Below are 18,210 nucleotides of genomic sequence, written 5' to 3'. Positions count from 1 at the left end.
AATTTAATCTTGATTTTGTTGTTAATTAACGCCAGCCAACCTAATGTCAGCCGCCATTTTTAATAAAATATTATAGAGTATTTATTTTTTGGTAGTCTAACTGACTCACATCAAACAACTTATCTAGTTGTTTATAGAGTAAATCTATCGGACGTTGACTAGATACTGTAACCGTAATCTTAATATTATTGCAATCATTCATTTCTACAGAATGCAGGCTACTGATCCGAAAACCACGGTGACGAATAACCCGTAATATACGCTCTAAAACTTCGGCAGTATTATTGGCTTCAATAACCATTTCATGTACTTGTTTTTCAATCATTATATTGCTCCAACATCTCGCCGTTATTTACCCCTGGAGGTACCAATGGCCACACATTTTCTTGCTCTGAGATCTGCACATGCAAGAAGTACGCACCAGAACTAGCCAGCATACGATCGATGGCAGGTTGCACTTGCTCCTTAACCATAATAGCTTCACCGGGAATACCACAGGCCGCAGCCAGCGCCACAAAATCAGGATTATCATCCAAAATTGTTTGGGATAAACGACCGTCAAAGAACAAAGTTTGCCATTGACGTACCATGCCTAAACGTTGGTTATCGATAAGCACAATTTTGACCGGTAATTTTGCGCGATTAATAGTGGCGAGCTCTTGGATATTCATCATGATAGAACCATCACCCGTTACCACAATAGGCATCGCATCGGGACGTGCTAACGCAGCACCTACTGCAGCAGGTAGACCAAACCCCATAGTGCCAAAACCGGCACTGGATAATAAGTTTTCAGGTTGGGTAAAGGTCATGTGTTGTGCTGTCCACATTTGGTGCTGACCAACATCGCAAGCCACAAGATGATCTTCTGGTAAGCTCGCAGATAATTGCTTAAGTAATAAAGGTGCATAAATTGCGATGCCTGGATGATCATAGCGAAACGCGGTTTCAACTTTCAGCTCTAGGGTATGTAAACGCCACGGGGCAATGTCCAAGGTCATTTTTAATGCCGGTAGAATAAGTTTTAGATCTGTAGTGATCGCCACATTAGCCACACGTAGTTTATTGTGTTCACAAGCATCAATATCAAGATGGATAACTTTGGCATGCGGGGCAAACTCATCAAGTTTACCCGTTACCCGGTCATCAAAGCGTGCACCAACGGCAATCAACAGATCACTTTCTTGTACTGCTAAGTTCGCCGCTTTCAAACCATGCATCCCCAACATACCCAAATAATAAGGATGTTCAGGATCCGCACTGCCAAGACCTTTTAAGGTACTGACCATAGGGATATCTAATGCTGCAGCTAATTCACGTAGCTCAGGTACCGCATTCGCCATACCAACGCCACCACCAACATACAAAACTGGTTTCTTAGCCGCATGTAATAATGCGCGTGCAGCAGCAACTTGCTCTTCAACTAAACCATCGAGTGGCGGTAACGCCGGTAATTCAGAAACCGTTTCCACCGCCATTTCAGCAAGCTGGATGTCTTTAGGGATATCAATTAATACCGGGCCAGGGCGGCCCGTCGTTGCAATAGTAAATGCTTCAGTAATAATACGGTCTAAATCATTTTGATCTTCGACCAAAAAGCTGTGTTTGGTGCACGATAAGGTCATGCCCAGAATATCCACTTCCTGGAACGTATCCACGCCAATCAAGGCACTCGGTACTTGACCGGTAAAAGCCACGACAGGAATAGAATCTGCCATTGCCTCAGCTAAGCCAGTCACGATATTGGTCGCCCCCGGACCCGAAGTGGCAATGCATACGCCGACTCTGGCACCAGCACGCGCATAACCTAACGCCGCCATCACTGCGCCTTGTTCATGACGAGCTAACAAGTGAGAAACACCACCATCATATAACGCATCATATAACGGCATGATCGCGCCACCAGGATAACCAAATACCTGGGTTACCCCCTGTTTACGTAAAGCATTTACAATAAATTCTGTTGCTTTCATTAATCTACATCCCTTTAAACATCATTCTTGCAAATAATTAAACGCCAGACAAAAAAAAACCCCGGTTATTTACCGAGGTTTTCTTATTGCTGGATTAAGCTTATTTTCGCTTAGCAGTAAGTCCCCGGTTTGGTAATTTAATAATTACCACCAGAATGCTGACTACTATAATTAGACGCGAAGTAAACCCAAACATATAACTAATCCAACAACTCTAAATCATTTTGATAATTCATTATTAGCATGGTGAATTTATTTAAGCAAGCCTTATAACCGAGTACAAAATAACTCAAACAACCAAATAAACAGGTGTGAATAATTCAACATATCGACAAATCAACAATATGCAGTTTAAAACTTCACACATGACGAACATCACAAAATAGACTGTGGCAAATTGGTCTTGCTTAAGGTTTTAAAATAATCCATCGAATTCAACTGCGCTTGTCATTTATTCCACTAGGGTAGAAACACGACCACCCACTTAGTAAGGATAATGAATGAATTTAGCCGTGATCTACAGCCGCGCCATTTTAGGTATTACCGCACCATTAATCACCATAGAGGTGCACATTAGCGAGGGTTTACCTGGTTTTACTATTGTCGGACTTCCCGAAACATCGGTAAAAGAAGCTAAAGATCGCGTGCGTAGCGCCTTAATGAATTCAAATTTTGTTATGCCCGCAAAACGAATAACGGTCAATTTGGGCCCAGCCGACTTACCCAAAGAAGGCAGTCGCTATGACCTGCCCATTGCTATCGCTATTTTAATTGCATCACAACAGCTCAGTAGCAACCAACATCCACAGCTAGAGTTTATTGGTGAGTTATCCTTATCTGGTAAATTACGTGCTTGCCGTGGCACGATACCCAGTATTATCGCCGCTAAAAAAGCCAACCGCAGCAGTATCATTCCCTTTGGTAATGGCCACGAAGCAGCGCTTATCGACAACGCCAATTGCTTTGTCGCTGATAACCTGCTTCAAGTCTGTGAACATATAAATGAACAGCAAACATTGCAATCAGCGCAGCGAATCACAACCTCCGTTACCACAGCAGACAACCAACAAGACATGCAAGATATTATTGGCCAGCAAAGTGCCAAACGCGCTTTAGAGATCAGTGCAGCGGGCAATCACAACCTCCTCTTGTTTGGTCCACCGGGGACTGGGAAAACTATGTTAGCGAGTCGGTTAACAACGATCCAGCCCGACATGACCGAGCAAGAAGCATTAGAGTGTGCAGCGATAAAGTCAATTAGTGGTGGCGAGTTTGTCGCTCAAGATTGGTGTCGCCGGCCTTTTCGTACCCCACATCATACTTCTTCTGCGGTTGCATTAGTCGGCGGCGGCCGCAATCCTCGACCTGGAGAAATAACCCTAGCGCACAACGGCGTACTATTTTTAGATGAGCTACCTGAATATCAACGCAAGGCGCTCGATTCATTACGGGAACCATTAGAATCAGGCACAATTAGTATTTCACGTGCCAATCAACAAGTCGACTTCCCCGCTAGGTTTCAATTAATCGGCGCGCTAAATCCTTCCCCTTCAGGTTATTATGACAATAATAAATTCGGTGGTAATAACAACCAAGTGGCAAAATATTTGAGTAAATTATCAGGGCCATTTTTAGACCGCTTCGATCTCACCATTGAAGTACCCGCATTACCGAAAGGCAGCTTAACTGAACAAGGTCAGCGTGGTGAAAACAGTGAACAAATCAAACTCAGAGTCAGTACCGCCCAAGCAATACAACGCCAACGCAGTAACAAATTAAATGATGCGCTCAGCAACAAAGAAATTGAATTACACTGCCAACTACAGCATCAAGATGCGGTGTTCTTAGAATTAGCGATAGATAAAATGGGCTTATCAACACGGGCATTTCATAAAATAATTAAGGTCGCCCGTACCATCGCCGATTTAAATAATTGTATAGATATCAATAAATCCCATTTGCTTGAAGCACTTTCATACCGAGCCATGGACCGTTTGTTACAACAAATTAATGTTTAATAATGGTAGTTTTTGTTTGGCTTAACGTGATGATAGTTTATCATTCAGGTCTTCATCACACCTAGGCCATATTATGCTCTCGACATTCACGCAAAAGGTGGCAGGCGCCATTGCATTTACCTGTTATCTTTTGAATACCATATTTTGGTTAATCCCGATTGTTGTGCTTTCGCTGTTAAAAAGCGTCACGCCATTCAAAATAACGCAAAAGACTCTTAATCATTTACTTGATGGTTGCGCCTCAAATTGGATCTCAGTCAATGGGATTACCCAACGCTTAATTGGCAATCCAAATATACAAATAGATGGTCTTGCCGGCCTATCATTAAATAAATGGTATATGGTCATTTCTAACCATCAATCTTGGGTTGATATTTTAGTGTTGCAGCGTGTACTTAACGGTCAAATCCCGTTTCTAAAATTCTTTCTAAAAAAAGAACTTATTTGGGTACCTTTTTTAGGCCTTGCTTGGTGGGCATTAGATTTCCCATTTATGAAACGCTATAGCAAAAAGTTTTTGCAAAAGAATCCTCACATGCGTGGCAAAGATATTGAAACCACCAAAAAAGCTTGTGCTAAATTCCAGCACAAACCAGTCAGTGTGATGAATTTTGTTGAAGGCACCCGTTTCACTCAAGATAAACATAGTCAACAGGCTTCAACGTTTAAACATTTATTAAAACCTAAAGCTGGCGGTATCGCATTTGCACTCGATGCAATGGGTGGACAACTTGATACCTTAGTCAACGTGACGATTCATTATCCGCAAGGTATTCCAACTTTTTGGCAGTTTATCAGTGGCCAAGTCGATCAAATTCAAGTGCAAATAACAACGCAGGATATTCATCCTAGTTATATTGGTGATTACGCTAATGACAAAGCCTTTCAGGCGAATTTCCAGCAATGGATCAATGCATTATGGGTAAATAAAGATGCGGAGATAGAACAACTTAAGCAGGCATCATTAAATGATTAATTTTTTACCCACGTTTATTTTAATGATTATAAGCACATCATTAGTCGTGATTAACATTATTTGTTCATTAACATTGATCACCCTCACTGGTCTAATTAAGCTAATTTTACCTTTTGCACCAATCCAGAAATTTACCCGTAAAATCGCAGATATATTGTTAGCCATCTGGGCTGGTATCAATACTTGGATGATCAAACTGATTAACAAGGCCGAATGGGATGTTGAGATCAACGATAACTTAAGCAAAGATAATTGGTATTTGTTGATATCCAATCATCACAGCTGGGCTGATATTGTTATTCTCTTTTCTGTATTTGCCAATAAAATCCCATTGCCGAAATTTTTCGTAAAACAAGCTATCTTATATCTACCTTTTGTTGGTACAGCCTGTTGGGCACTAGAGATGCCATTCATGAAACGCTACAGCAAACAAATACTGGCCAAAAAGCCTCATTTAAAAGGCAAAGACATGGAAAGTGCACGCCAAGCATGCGCTAAAGCAAAACTGTCGCCAACTACCATTGTTAATTTTGCCGAAGGCACACGTTTCACAGAAGAAAAGCAACAGCAAACCAATTCTCCTTATCGTTATTTATTACCACCAAAATCAGGCGGAATTGCCCTGTCATTAGCATCAATGGGCTCAACCTTTGAGCAGATATTAAATGTGACGATTATTTATCCTGATAACCCAGAGTCACCCTTTAAAGATCTATTACAAGGTAAATTAAAGCGTATTGTTATCCGGGTTGAAGTGATTGCAGTCACCGAAGATTTGCAAGGTGATTATGAGAATGATGCCGCTTTTAAGCATCACTTTCAACAATGGGTAACGCATTTATGGCAAGCTAAAGATCGACTAATTGCAACATTGCATCAACAAACACAACGATACCCCCCACAATATTAAGATGATAATTTTGTGGGCCACTTCATTTTAATTATCAAAAACACACAACAAAATAACGCTTTAGGGGTAAAAAAAGCGGGAAAAACTGCCATAAATAGAGTGTTGATTCTAAATCGACATTAAGATCTCACTTTTACTTTAATCTTAAACGAAACAAGGTGTAACATGCTATAACTGTTAATGCATTGTTGCATTAACCTTTTTTGTGGGATCTCATATGAGCACATTAGCACCAAACTTAAACACACCTCTCGATGCCTTATTGCACTGGGAAAAGCATCGTGCCAATGAGGTATATTTACGCCAGCCTATTAATGGGACGTTTCACGAGTTCACTTGGTCGCAAGTGGCTGACCAAACCAAGCGTATCGCTCAAGCACTACAATCACTGGGGCTAGAACCAGGTGACAAAGTCGCAATCCTTGCAAAGAATAGCGCTGAATGGTTTATTAACGATTTAGCAATTATGTACGCGGGTTATATCAGTGTGCCAATTTATTCAACAGCAAACGCGAAAACAATCAACTATGTGCTCGAGCACAGTGAAGCCAAAGTATTATTTGTTGGTAAGCTAGATAACTATCAAAACCTAGAAGGCAAATTGCCAGCAGACGTTATCACGATTAGCTACCCTTACGAAACATTGACTTGCCAATATAAATGGAATGATCTACTTGAGCAGCATCAACCATTAGCAACACCAGTGAAAATAGATCTAGACAGCTTGATGTCGATTATTTATACCTCTGGTAGCACAGGTAATCCGAAAGGCGTGATGATCACGTTTGCGGCATTCAAATCAGCATCACAAAATATTATCGCCAGCTTAGGCGTTGTGGCAGGCGACCGTTTACTGTCTTATTTACCACTGGCACATATCACTGAACGTGTTTACATTGAAGGCAGCAGTATTTATGCCGGTGCAGGCGTGGTCTCCTTTGTGGAGTCACTGGATACCTTTGTAAGTAATATTCAGTCTGTAGAACCGACATTATTTATTTCAGTACCCCGTCTATGGACTCGCTTCCAAATGGGCGTATTACAAAAAATGCCGGCACATAAACTTAATTTCCTACTTAAAATTCCATTCGTTAATGGTTTAGTTAGAGCGAAAATTAAACGTGGTCTCGGTTTACATCATGCCCGTATGCTTGGTTGTGGTTCCGCAGCGGTATCACCAGCATTATTAAAATGGTATGAGCGTCTTGGTTTAAATATTACCGAAGCATGGGGGATGACAGAAAACCTAGCTTACGGCACGTTAAATCACCCGTTTAATCCACAAAAAATCGGCACTATTGGTAAGCCAGGTAAAGGTGTTGATCTTAAAATTTCAGAGATCGGTGAGATCTTAGTAAAAGGTGATGGCCTGATGACAGGTTATTACAAAGATGAAGCACAAACCAAAGAGTCATTCGATGAAGAAGGTTATTTCAAAACGGGTGATAAAGGCGAAATCGACGCTAACGGTTATGTAAAAATTACCGGTCGTGTAAAAGATATCTTCAAAACATCGAAAGGTAAGTACGTTACACCAGTGCCAATTGAATGTAAGTTTGGTGAAAACCCGAATATTGAGCAAATCTGTATTACCGGTACAGCACTAACTCAGCCAGTTGCCTTAGTGGTGCTATCACCTGAAGCGCGTGAGCAAGGCCAAGAAGTGATGACAAGTAACCTTGAAGAAACACGTCAGCATATCAATAAATCTCTGGAATCACATGCGCGTATCGGTCATATCATCGTCTTAAAAGATGAGTGGACTGTCGATAATGGTTTATTAACACCAACACTTAAATTTAAACGTCACGAATTAGAAAGCCGCTTTAAACCTTTCTATGAAGAGAACCACCAAGCTAAAATTGTTTGGGAACAGTAACCTAACAGCGTTATTTAGATAAACAAAAAGGACGCTATTGCGTCCTTTTTTAATACCTAAAATCCAACTACATTAATCAGTTTTTGCCGCTAGGTATTTAATTAGTGAGGCTAATTTAACGTTAAACTCTTCACCACGGGCTTTTAGACTACCCATGTTGATTTGGTATTTACCGTTAACGATTAGTGCTGGTACACCACGGATATTGTTTTTAGCCGTATTTTTATCCATGCGTGCAACTTTACCATTCACAGCAAAGCTATTAACCGCAGCATCGAACTTATTACCGTCAATGCCAGCGTCAGTAAATACGGTACGAATATCATCACGATCACTAAAACGACGTTTTTGCTCGTGAATAGCCGTGAAGATTGCTGATGACATTTCATGTTCAACATTCAGTAATTCGGCTGTCGCAAATGCTTTTTGCATTTCAATACCCATTTCACGGCCAATGAAAGCAACGTGATTTTTTTCTACTTTAATATCACTATCAGCTAAACGTTTAGTCACGTCGGTCATGATAGGTTCAAATTTACTACAGTGTGGGCAAAAATACGAAAAGTACTCAGCAACTTGTGGTTTTGATGTTGCCTGTTCAGAGATAACATCATAATGCACACCTTCTTTAAACTGTGCAGCGTTCGCAAATGGTAAAAATAGCATTGCGGTGATCAATATAAATATTTTTTTCATTATTTTCCTTCCTGAAAATTTAAATTAAACATAATTAACGGTACAAAAAATTAGTAATTGGGAATGAGAGATAACGGCGATTTTTGCATATTATCAATCTGTTCATGTAAAAAAGTTATCTGCTGTTGCCAATATTGCTCATCTGTAAACCAAGCAAAATGACGACTAAAAGCCGGATCTTGCCAACGTTTGGCGATCCAGCCCATATAATTCATCATGCGCATCGCACGCAATGGCTCAATTAAAGTCAGCTGCTTAGTATCAAAAGAACAAAATTCCTCATAACCTTCAAGCATCACTTCCAATTGTAATAATTGTTCATGATGTTCACCGTGCAGCATCATCCAAAGATCTTGCACGGCAGGGCCTTGGCGACAGTCGTCAAAGTCCAATAGTGTCACTTTATCACGCCACAATATATTACCGGCATGCAGATCACCATGTAAGCGAATCAATTGCTTATTATCCGGCTTATATTGCAATGCAATTTCTTTAGCTAACACATCGTAAACATTAAAGAATGAGTTTTCTAAATGCGTAGGTATAAAATCATTCTGCTGCAATATCAGCTTGGGTGTGTCCACAAACTCTGCAATCGACAATGTTGGCCGATGCACAAATGATTGCTGGTTCGCTAACTGATGAACGCGACCTAAGGTACGCCCTACCGACTCCAATGCATCGAGGTTATCCACTTCAATAGGACGACCACCGGCACTAGGGAAAATAGCAAAGCGGAAACCTTGGTAAGTGAATAAACTACAGCCATCAAATTGTAATGGCGCAACGACATCAATCTCAGCCGACTTTAACTGCAGCGAAAAATCATGCTCTTCTTGGATCTGTGCATCGCTCCAACGTACAGGGCGATAAAACTTAACCACAAAGCGCTGACGATCTTCATCGAGAAATTGAAATACCCGATTCTCATAGCTGTTTAATTCCAACAGCCCTGAATCAACACGGATACCGATAGACTCTATCGCGTCCAACATAAAATCAGGGGAAAGCAAACGGTAGTCAACAGGCTGGTCTGTCATGGTTATTTCCTAAAAAACGACTCTCTAATACCCACATATCTATATCCAAATCACGCTATAAACGTATAACAGGTATTAGATTGGATACAATAATAGCAAGCCCAGTGATACTGGGCTTGCTATTTACTTTAACTTACATAGATTATAAAGCTATTTATAGTTACCGATTGAAACTATAACTTGCTGATAAAACGACTTTGTTGGGTAAACGCATAATGCGTATTACCTTGTTCAGTGATAACAAAGTTGATTTTAAGCACAGGTTGTTGCAGATCATACGGGTCGATAGCTAAACTCACAGGCTGTATCAACAATTCACCAGGCAATACTTCCACTTCACGCGGTCCAAACCATTCATGCTCAGGCACGTCGATAACCGATAAGCTGTATCGCTGTATCGATGATGTTTTATTGATAATTTTCAATGTATAAGTATTTTCAATATTACCATCCGCGTTCTCACGATAGAGCGCATTACGATCTCGGATAATGTCCATTTGCACTGGCGAAACACTCATCACACTCATCGCAAACATCACCGTCATTAACGTCATAACAATACCGTAACCAACTAACTTAAAACGGCTTTTCTCATGCGGTTTATTATTTAGGTCGTTTTCAGAAGTATAGCGGATCAATCCTTTCGGGTAGTTCATGCGCTCCATAGTTTGATCACAAGCATCAATACAAGCGCCACAGTTAATACACTCATACTGCAGGCCATCACGAATATCAATACCAGCAGGACATACTTGAACACATAAATTACAATCAATACAATCACCTAAGCCTTTAGCTTTGTGATCGGTTTTACGTGAACGAGGTCCACGAGACTCACCGCGATTAAAATCATAACCAACAATTAAGGTATCAGTATCAAACATTGCCGATTGGAAACGCGCGTACGGGCACATATGTGTACACATAATGCTGCGCATCCAGCCGGCATTACCATAAGTACAAAATGCAAAAAACAGCACCCAGAAATACACAATACCACTGGCTTTCAGGGTGAAAAAATCAGTGTACAGTTGAAAAATAGGCACAAAATAAGCCATAAATGCCAAGCCGGTAATGACCGAAAAACTTAACCAAGCAGTGTGTTTAAGTACTTTCTTTTTCACTTTGTCTACGGTTACCGGACCTTGGTTTAGCCTCAGACGTTTATTGGCAGAACCTTCAATTTTCTCTTCAAACCAAATAAAAATAAAGGTCCAGATTGTTTGTGGACACATAAATCCACACCATACCCGACCTAAATAAGCGGTGATAAAAAATAACGCGAATGCACAGACAATCAGTAATAGGGCTAATAACATCAGATCTTGAGGGAAAATAGTTAACCCAAAAATATGAATACGCTGTTCAACAATATTTAATAAGATCGCCTGTTGCCCATCCCACTGGAACAAAGGTAATGCTAAAAACAACACCATAAAAAACCAACCCATGTATTTTCTCAGTCGCTGAAATACACCCGTCATGTTGCGGACATAGATATGATTATCAGCGCCAACATTGGTATATTTAGGCTTCACTTTAGGGGTTACATCTTTTATATTTATGCGTTCTTCAGACATTACATGCTCCTTATTTTTATATCTTCGATTATACCAAAAAAGCATTATAAGTCTTTACAATCATTTGACTTACCTCATGCTTATCAATTTAATCAAACACTTATTGCAACCGAAAAACTTGCAGACAGGGCTGAAAGCAAGTTGACATGACACCAACCCAGTTATCTCTTAATGGATAGAATTATTTAATGCATTAGCGCTGCTATTGAAACACAAAATAGGCGCATGAGCATAGTACAGATCAATACTAAACCACCCTATAACAGATGCTTTAGTTATAAATAAAGACTAGAACAGTTTTATTTATATTGGATATCAAGCAATGCAGCGAGCCAAGGTAATAAGTGCTTGGCGAATGTTGTCAGTCAGTGCATAGGAACAATTAATACGCATACAATTTTTGTATTTGTCATCACAAGCAAATAAAGTTCCAGGTGCAATACTGATATTGTGATCATCCAGTAAAGTTTGCAATAGCTCACCAGTATTAATATGTTCAGCTAATACAATCCATAAAAAATAACCGCCACTAGGTCTAGTTATCTTGGTTTCGATGGGGAAGTACTGGGCAATTGCATGTTGCATCTGTTGCTGACGAGATTCAAGCTGACGCCTTAATCGACGCAGATGAATATCATAGTTACCATGCAAGACAAATTCAGCAATGGCTAACTGATTCGGTACCGCGGCCGAAAGCGTGGTCATCAATTGCAGCTGTTCTATTTGTTTCGCATAGCGACCAGCAACCACCCAACCGACTCTAAAACCAGGCGCTAAGCATTTTGAAAATGATGAACAATGTAATATCAGACCTTGTTCATCATAAGCTTTTATCGGTTTAGGTTTATGTTCTGAGAAATACAGTTCACTATAAACATCATCTTCCAGTAACGGGATCTGCGCCGCAGCTAATACATTTCGGATCGCCAATTTATTTGCTTCAGGCATCGTGGCACCTAACGGATTTTGGTATTTGCTCATCAACCAACAGGCTTTAATATCATGATTCTTCACTGCATTTGTCAACGCTTCAACTGACATGCCAAATTGGGGATCGGTGGTGATCTCAATCGCTTTAAGCTGCAAGCGTTCGACGGTTTGCAATACCCCATAAAAAGCCGGTGATTCAATCGCCACCGTATCGCCCGGTTTGGTCACCGCCATTAAACTCAAACCCAATGATTCCATCGCGCCCGAGGTGATCACGATATCATCAATGGACACATCGATACCGTCACGGATATAACGCTGAGCAATCGCCCGTCTTAAGGCCACACTGCCGGGTGGTAATTCCGTGACAGCACTTTGCGCTGGCATGGTTTTGATGGTTTTAGCCAACGCTTGACCCAATTGTTTTAACGGAAATAAGGCCGGATCGGGAAAAGCAGAACCAAGTGGTACAATATCAACACGTTTACAAGCTTTAAGTACTTCAAAAACATGTTCGTTAATCTTAATGGCACGATTAGTTAACTGAGGGATGGTTTGTTGAGGGATAGCAAGACGATTAAGGTGAGCGGCAACAAAATATCCGGAACGCGGTTTAGCATAAATCCAACCAGCCGACTCTAAGCGCTCGTAGGCTTTTAACACCGTCATCGGACTAATATTTTGTATTTTGCTCATTTTACGAATAGAAGGTATGCGATCACCGGGTAGCCATATTCGCTGTTCAATCTGTAATTGGAGCTCAGCCGCAACCACATGATAACGACTTTTTTGTAACAACATGAATCTACCTAAATCTATCTATTTGAATATCGACCTGAAAAATAGCGAAGCAACAAGCGCACAGTAAACGAATTAAGTGCGATTGATTATATACGATATTTTCAGGACTACGCTCTTTTCTGAATCGGCATCCAAACATTAGTAGCAAAAGAACATATTAAGCTTTGCGCATATAACGATGGAACTTAGCCACCCACAGCAGTAATTTCTCAGGGCTGTTGTTACGCTTCCAGTTACCTGCTACATATTTATTTGCTTCACTCATGGTTGGATATGGGTGAATAGTACCTAACACTTTGTTTAAACCTAATTTATATTTCATTGCTAACGTGTATTCCGCCAACAACTCACCAGCGTGGCTAGCGACAATAGTAACCCCTAGAATCTTATCACTATTGGCTGCGGTTATAACTTTAACAAAACCTTTGGTTTCACCATCTGTGATAGCACGATCTAAATCATCAATGTCATACTTGGTCACCTGATAATCAAGTTCTGCTTGTCGCGCTTCATTTTCGCTGATGCCAACACGCGCCAACTCAGGATAGGTATAGGTCACAGCAGGAATAACACGATAATCCGTGGCAAACTTTTTCACCGACCCAAACAAAGCATTTACCGCCGCGAACCAAGCCTGATGCGCCGCAACATGGGTTAGTTGATAAGGCCCAGAAACATCTCCTACTGCATAAATATTGGGAATAGAAGTTTGTTGGAATTCATTAATCTCGATAAGACCGCGTTCAGTAATGGCTATATCTAACGCCTCCAAACCAAAACCACTGATATTAGCCTGGCGCCCTAACGCTAAAAATACCTGATCAAATGCAATGGCATCACCATTCGATAATAGCGCACTATATTGACCACCTTCATTGATAAAACGCTCTACTTTATTGTCTAACAATATCGTCACACCATCAGCAAATAATTCAGCTTGCACCACTGCAACAGCATCTTCATCTTCCCGCCCCAGTAATTGTGGCGCCATTTCAACTTGTGTCACAGTAGAGCCTAAACGAGCAAAACTTTGTGCTATTTCACAACCAATAGGACCGCCGCCTAATACTAATAAACGTTGCGGTTGATCTGTTAACTGCCACAAGGTATCTGATGTTAAATACGATACCTCGGTGAGCCCAGGGATTGGCGGCACAATAGGACGAGCGCCCGTTGCCACCACAATATTTTTAGTGGTTAATACCTGGTCGCCAATTTGTACATGCCAAGGATCGATAATTTTAGCTTCTGCAGTTAGGCACTCAACGCCCATCGCCGAATAACGCGCAATAGAGTCGTGTGGCTCTATCGTCTTAATGACATGCTGAATACGTCCCATCACTCTTGCAAAGTTGATATTTTTAATCTCCACATCAATACCAAACTCATTGGCACGGCCAATTTCAGCCACTGCATGTGCGCTACGGATCAATGCTTTAGAAGGTACGCAACCGGTATTCAAACAGTCACCACCCATACGGTGCTTTTCCACTAAGGTTACTTTTGATTTAACCGCAGCCGCAATGTAAGCGCTAACCAAACCACCGGCTCCGGCACCAATGATAATCATGTTTCGATCAAATGACTTAGGTTTATCCCAACGAGCGTAACGTTGACGTTCACTAAACATGGCTAATCCACGCTTGGCAATCCAAGGAAAAACGCCTAATAGCACCAACGCACTGAGTAACGAAGGTGACGCGATACCCGACAAACTGTTTATTTCACTTAATTGTGTACCAGCCCAAACATAAACAGCGGTACCAGCGAGCATACCCACTTGACTTACTAGGTAAAAACTACGGGTACTAATCTTAGTTAATCCCATCAAAATATTAATTAAAAAGAACGGGAAAACAGGAATTAAACGTAGCGAGAATAAGTAAAAGTTACCTTCCTTTTCCACCCCTTTATTAATCGCATTAAGGCGCGCTCCGAATTTCTTTTGCACATAATCTCGTAATAAATAGCGGCTAACTAAAAAGGCCAGCGTTGCCCCAATAGAACTAGCAAAAGAGATAAGTAATAACCCATAACCAAAACCAAACAAGCCGCCACCTAACAACGTCAGTAATACCGCCCCAGGTAATGAAAACCCGGTGATAACAACATAACTAACAAAAAAGATCAGCATAGCCAAGGATTGATGCTCAGCAATATAATCACCAGAACTTTGCTGCAATGCTTTTATTTGCTCCAGAGAAGCGTATTGATTTAAATCAAACCCATACCACAATGAAAATACGGTAATAATCACTGCGATAATAATTTTTTTATTCTGGGATTTTGGTTCTTTATCATTAATAGCCATCTGGCACCTATCCTTGCACACATAAATAACTCGGTATTACTGTAAGCCTAACCCTGAATCATCACAAAAGTCTCACGACAATCTGCTATTTCTATATTTATGGTTAAGTTTCAGAACAGTTAAATTACATTAATGGATCTGCGCAGGTTAATCTACTTGGTAATTGGATTTTTACTGACAAGTATTTGCTGTGGCAATATATTTTAGGAAACATGAGGCAGGGAAAATAATTTGATTAAATATAGAATATATCAAATATGAAAAAGCAGCGAGGTAGACACTAACCGACATCGCTGCGATAAAATAAATTTAGGCTATAAACGGGATTAAATAACAAATTGTGGCCCTAAGCCAAAGCTCCACATCACCACAGTAAAGCCCATCGATGCGACAAATAATACCAGACCAACAGTCAATAATGACGACGCATAAATGAAACCACGCTCTTCAGTGATATGCATGATCACTGGTACTCCGGTGTAAAGGGCTCGCACCGAGAAGGTTACCCCCACTAATAACGCCAGCATAATGACCCAAGCAACAGGGATCAACGCAGCAATACCGGTAATAAAGATAGGGGCTGCAGTGTATGTCGTTAATTCTAAGGCCTGAGTAAAGCTCGATGATGAACCAAAGTTACCCGCCATCCACTGTACAAAGATTGCAAATGTAACCACAAGCACAATACTGATAATAACCATACCAACAGCCATTATCCCTGCGCTTGAGGAAGATAAATAGGTGGTTTCTCCAACACCAAGCTTCCAGCCTGTTACAGTTGCTGTATACCAAGCTGATATCGCCGGTATTAAAGCAAAAAACAACAAACTCACAACTACCGATAATAAAGACTCATGGTGGGTATCAATATCAATCCATTCGTCCTTGGGCTGCACATATAAACCCCATAAGTGTTTTACCAACATAAGTCGACTCCTTAATGTAAGACTTTCATTAAGTATTAGCGAATATATTGAGATTGCCAGTTACCCAGCAAGAATTAGTTGTTAGTGTGACTCAGTAATCAAGTAGTGCTCAATTTGCTCTGCAATCCAATCGGTCACGGCACCACGACAAAAATCCACACCAGTAATTTCACCATAGATTTCCCAACTCATCGACTTTTTATAACGAAGAACTTTAAGTGTTTCATTTCTAAGTTGTTCCGTAATAAGAGGCGCAGGCACCTTAGCCCAGCCAACCCCATTACATACTGCATCACGTAAGTATTCATAAAATGTTAAACCGATATAGCGATTGCTGATAGACGCTTCAACTGTTAATAGTCCATCCATATAAGCCAACACAATTTCGGTGTATAGCGCTAAGTCATTACTGGTCAAACGATTGCCGATGGTATGTAAAGGATGTGTGGCAGCCGCAACCGCCATCATGCGGATCTGGCCCAACTCATACCTCGCATGCCGTTGATAATCATGATTATTAGTGACTATACCATAGGCGATATCCACTTTGTTATCCTCAACGTAACCGATTAACTCAGGTGTTGGCGCGGCGTATATTGATAATGAAGTATGCGGAAATTTAGTTTCAATTTCACCGATAAGTTGACTCCAAAACTTTTCGGGTAATGCATCATCTCGAGCGATTCTTAATGCCGACTCAGCCCCCGCAAGGTGATGTGCACATTTTGCATGAACGCCTTTAGATAGATGCAAAATCCGCTGACAATCAGCAACAATATTTTCACCAATATTACTTAACTCAATTTTATTACCACTACGTATTAATAGATCTACCCCGAGCTCATCTTCAAGCGCAAGCAGCGCAGCACTGACCGTTGAACGACTTTTTCCTAACTCAATAGCCGCTTCGGAAACAGACCCAGTTTTAACCGCCAACAAGAACATCTCAATTTGTATCAATCTCACAATAACCCCCAGTGATGAAAAAACTAGCGCTGAGCGATTTCACCTTTTTTAGAGCCAAGGATAGACTCAAGTCCATAGTAGTTAAATCGAGGATTTAATTAAAGCATTATTAACCACAACTAGGGATTATTTATGTATCACAGCATGATGCTGTTATTGGCCATTATAGCCGAAGTTGCAGGCACGATATCCATGCGCTACTCCGCTGAAAACAGTCCAGTAACAGGCACAATAGCAATGATAATATTAATAGGTCTGTCCTATTTTCTATTGTCAAAAGCGATACAAAAAATTCCCTTAGGTGTGGCTTATGCCATTTGGGAAGGGGTCGGTATTTTACTTATAACAATAATAAGTAATTATCTATTTGATGAACATATCACCCTAGCTAAAATTTTTGGTGTTGGTTTGATCGTCGCTGGACTTATCTTTATTAATTCTGATGAAGGACATAACGATGAATAACGCTGAACTCATACACATACTATTTTTATGCTTTTCCATATTGTTAGATATCGCTGCAAATTATTTTTTAAAACTATCAGATGGTTTTAAAAATAAAGTACCAGGGGTATTTGCCATCTTACTGGTTGCGGCAGCGTTTATCAGTCTGGGTCAGGCTGTACAGTCAATCCAATTATCGATTGCTTATGCGACGTGGGGGGCTGGCGGTATTATCGGTACCCTTTTAGTCGATAAATACATGTTCGGCGCAACGATAGGACGTCGTAGCCAAATAGGCGTACCACTTTTAATTTCAGGCATTGTGGTACTGCAATTTTCACACTGAACGTAATTATTAACTCACAGTAAATTTTATAAACATGCATTAATAAACTAAACACCAGAGGCTCTATATGTCAGAAACTATCCAAAACCCAGAAATCGATTTTCAAAGTGAAGTTGAACAACGTCACCACAAGTTAGCTGAGCTACAAAAGCAAGGTAACGCCTTCCCAAATACATTCCGTCGGGATTCAATTTCTAACGATTTGTTAAACACTTATGGTGACAAATCGAGCGATGAATTAGAAGCGTCAAAGGTAACAGTTAAAGTTGCTGGTCGTATCATGACTCGTCGTATTATGGGTAAAGCAAGTTTTGTGACACTGCAGGATATGGGTGGAAAAATCCAATTGTACGTGAGCCGTGATAATCTGCCTGAAAACTTCTACAATGAACAATTTAAAAAATGGGATATTGG

General features: G+C 40.6%; 16 protein-coding genes. 7 read left to right on the top strand and 9 right to left on the bottom strand.

Annotation, left to right across the window (positions count from 1 at the left end; genetic code table 11):
• Positions 1-70: 70 nt before the first annotated feature.
• Together ilvM and ilvG are read right to left on the bottom strand one after the other, a co-directional pair.
• Entirely contained in the window at positions 71-325 is a 255-nt protein-coding gene (gene ilvM / locus QNK26_RS10160) for an acetolactate synthase 2 small subunit (RefSeq protein ID WP_319222673.1), read from the bottom strand.
• Positions 318-1,973, bottom strand: a complete 1,656-nt coding sequence (ilvG, locus tag QNK26_RS10155; protein WP_319222671.1) for an acetolactate synthase 2 catalytic subunit — start codon at positions 1,971-1,973, stop codon at positions 318-320. Before ilvG ends, ilvM begins: the two co-directional genes overlap by 8 nt.
• Before the next feature lie 500 nt (positions 1,974-2,473).
• On the opposite strand from ilvG, the gene QNK26_RS10150 reads away from it, so the two are divergent.
• From QNK26_RS10150 to QNK26_RS10135, 4 genes are all read left to right on the top strand, one after another.
• A complete protein-coding gene (locus tag QNK26_RS10150) occupies positions 2,474-3,991 on the top strand; it encodes a YifB family Mg chelatase-like AAA ATPase (protein ID WP_319222670.1) in 1,518 nt (505 codons plus the stop codon).
• 73 nt (positions 3,992-4,064) lie between these two features.
• Positions 4,065-4,967, top strand: coding sequence for an acyltransferase (locus QNK26_RS10145; RefSeq protein ID WP_319222669.1), 903 nt, complete (start codon positions 4,065-4,067; stop codon positions 4,965-4,967).
• Positions 4,960-5,877: an acyltransferase gene (locus QNK26_RS10140; protein ID WP_319222668.1), complete on the top strand. Its 918-nt coding sequence runs from the start codon at positions 4,960-4,962 to the stop codon at positions 5,875-5,877. The genes QNK26_RS10145 and QNK26_RS10140 overlap by 8 nt, the downstream gene beginning before the upstream one ends.
• 217 nt (positions 5,878-6,094) lie before the next feature.
• Complete coding sequence (locus tag QNK26_RS10135; protein WP_319222667.1) at positions 6,095-7,756, top strand: AMP-binding protein; 1,662 nt, start codon at positions 6,095-6,097, stop codon at positions 7,754-7,756.
• 72 nt (positions 7,757-7,828) lie between these two features.
• Here QNK26_RS10135 and QNK26_RS10130 read toward each other — a convergent pair whose 3' ends face one another.
• The 7 genes from QNK26_RS10130 to QNK26_RS10100 all read right to left on the bottom strand — a co-directional run bounded on the left by QNK26_RS10130 (position 7,829) and on the right by QNK26_RS10100 (position 17,006).
• Positions 7,829-8,452, bottom strand: a complete 624-nt coding sequence (locus tag QNK26_RS10130) for a thiol:disulfide interchange protein DsbA/DsbL (protein WP_319222666.1) — start codon at positions 8,450-8,452, stop codon at positions 7,829-7,831.
• Positions 8,453-8,502: 50 nt separating this feature from the next.
• The gene (locus tag QNK26_RS10125; RefSeq protein ID WP_319222665.1) at positions 8,503-9,492 is read right to left on the bottom strand and encodes a serine/threonine protein kinase; all 990 of its coding nucleotides are present in this window, start codon (positions 9,490-9,492) and stop codon (positions 8,503-8,505) included.
• A 173-nt stretch (positions 9,493-9,665) separates the two neighbouring features.
• On the bottom strand, positions 9,666-11,072 hold the full coding sequence (gene ccoG / locus QNK26_RS10120; protein ID WP_319222664.1) for a cytochrome c oxidase accessory protein CcoG: 1,407 nt from the start codon (positions 11,070-11,072) through the stop codon (positions 9,666-9,668).
• Between the two features lie 315 nt (positions 11,073-11,387).
• Positions 11,388-12,803 (bottom strand): PLP-dependent aminotransferase family protein, encoded by a 1,416-nt coding sequence (locus tag QNK26_RS10115; protein ID WP_319222663.1) that lies wholly within the window; start codon positions 12,801-12,803, stop codon positions 11,388-11,390.
• A gap of 157 nt (positions 12,804-12,960) precedes the next feature.
• Complete coding sequence (locus tag QNK26_RS10110; RefSeq protein ID WP_319222662.1) at positions 12,961-15,114, bottom strand: FAD-dependent oxidoreductase; 2,154 nt, start codon at positions 15,112-15,114, stop codon at positions 12,961-12,963.
• Positions 15,115-15,440: 326 nt separating this feature from the next.
• On the bottom strand, positions 15,441-16,040 hold the full coding sequence (locus QNK26_RS10105) for a Yip1 family protein (RefSeq protein WP_319222660.1): 600 nt from the start codon (positions 16,038-16,040) through the stop codon (positions 15,441-15,443).
• Between the two features lie 81 nt (positions 16,041-16,121).
• Positions 16,122-17,006, bottom strand: a complete 885-nt coding sequence (locus QNK26_RS10100) for a LysR family transcriptional regulator (protein ID WP_319222659.1) — start codon at positions 17,004-17,006, stop codon at positions 16,122-16,124.
• Positions 17,007-17,138: 132 nt separating this feature from the next.
• On the opposite strand from QNK26_RS10100, the gene QNK26_RS10095 reads away from it, so the two are divergent.
• The 3 genes from QNK26_RS10095 to QNK26_RS10085 all read left to right on the top strand — a co-directional run.
• Positions 17,139-17,471: a multidrug efflux SMR transporter gene (locus tag QNK26_RS10095; protein WP_319222658.1), complete on the top strand. Its 333-nt coding sequence runs from the start codon at positions 17,139-17,141 to the stop codon at positions 17,469-17,471.
• The gene (locus tag QNK26_RS10090) at positions 17,464-17,796 is read left to right on the top strand and encodes an SMR family transporter (protein WP_319222656.1); all 333 of its coding nucleotides are present in this window, start codon (positions 17,464-17,466) and stop codon (positions 17,794-17,796) included. Before QNK26_RS10095 ends, QNK26_RS10090 begins: the two co-directional genes overlap by 8 nt.
• A gap of 67 nt (positions 17,797-17,863) precedes the next feature.
• Positions 17,864-18,210 (top strand): OB-fold nucleic acid binding domain-containing protein (locus QNK26_RS10085; protein ID WP_319222655.1); only part of this gene is annotated, 347 nt, incomplete at its 3' end.

It is taken from the genome of Moritella sp., from assembly GCF_033791185.1.
Classification (GTDB): domain Bacteria; phylum Pseudomonadota; class Gammaproteobacteria; order Enterobacterales; family Moritellaceae; genus Moritella.
The sequence above is the reverse complement of the archived record's forward strand: the minus strand, read 5'-3'. Positions and strand labels throughout refer to the sequence as shown.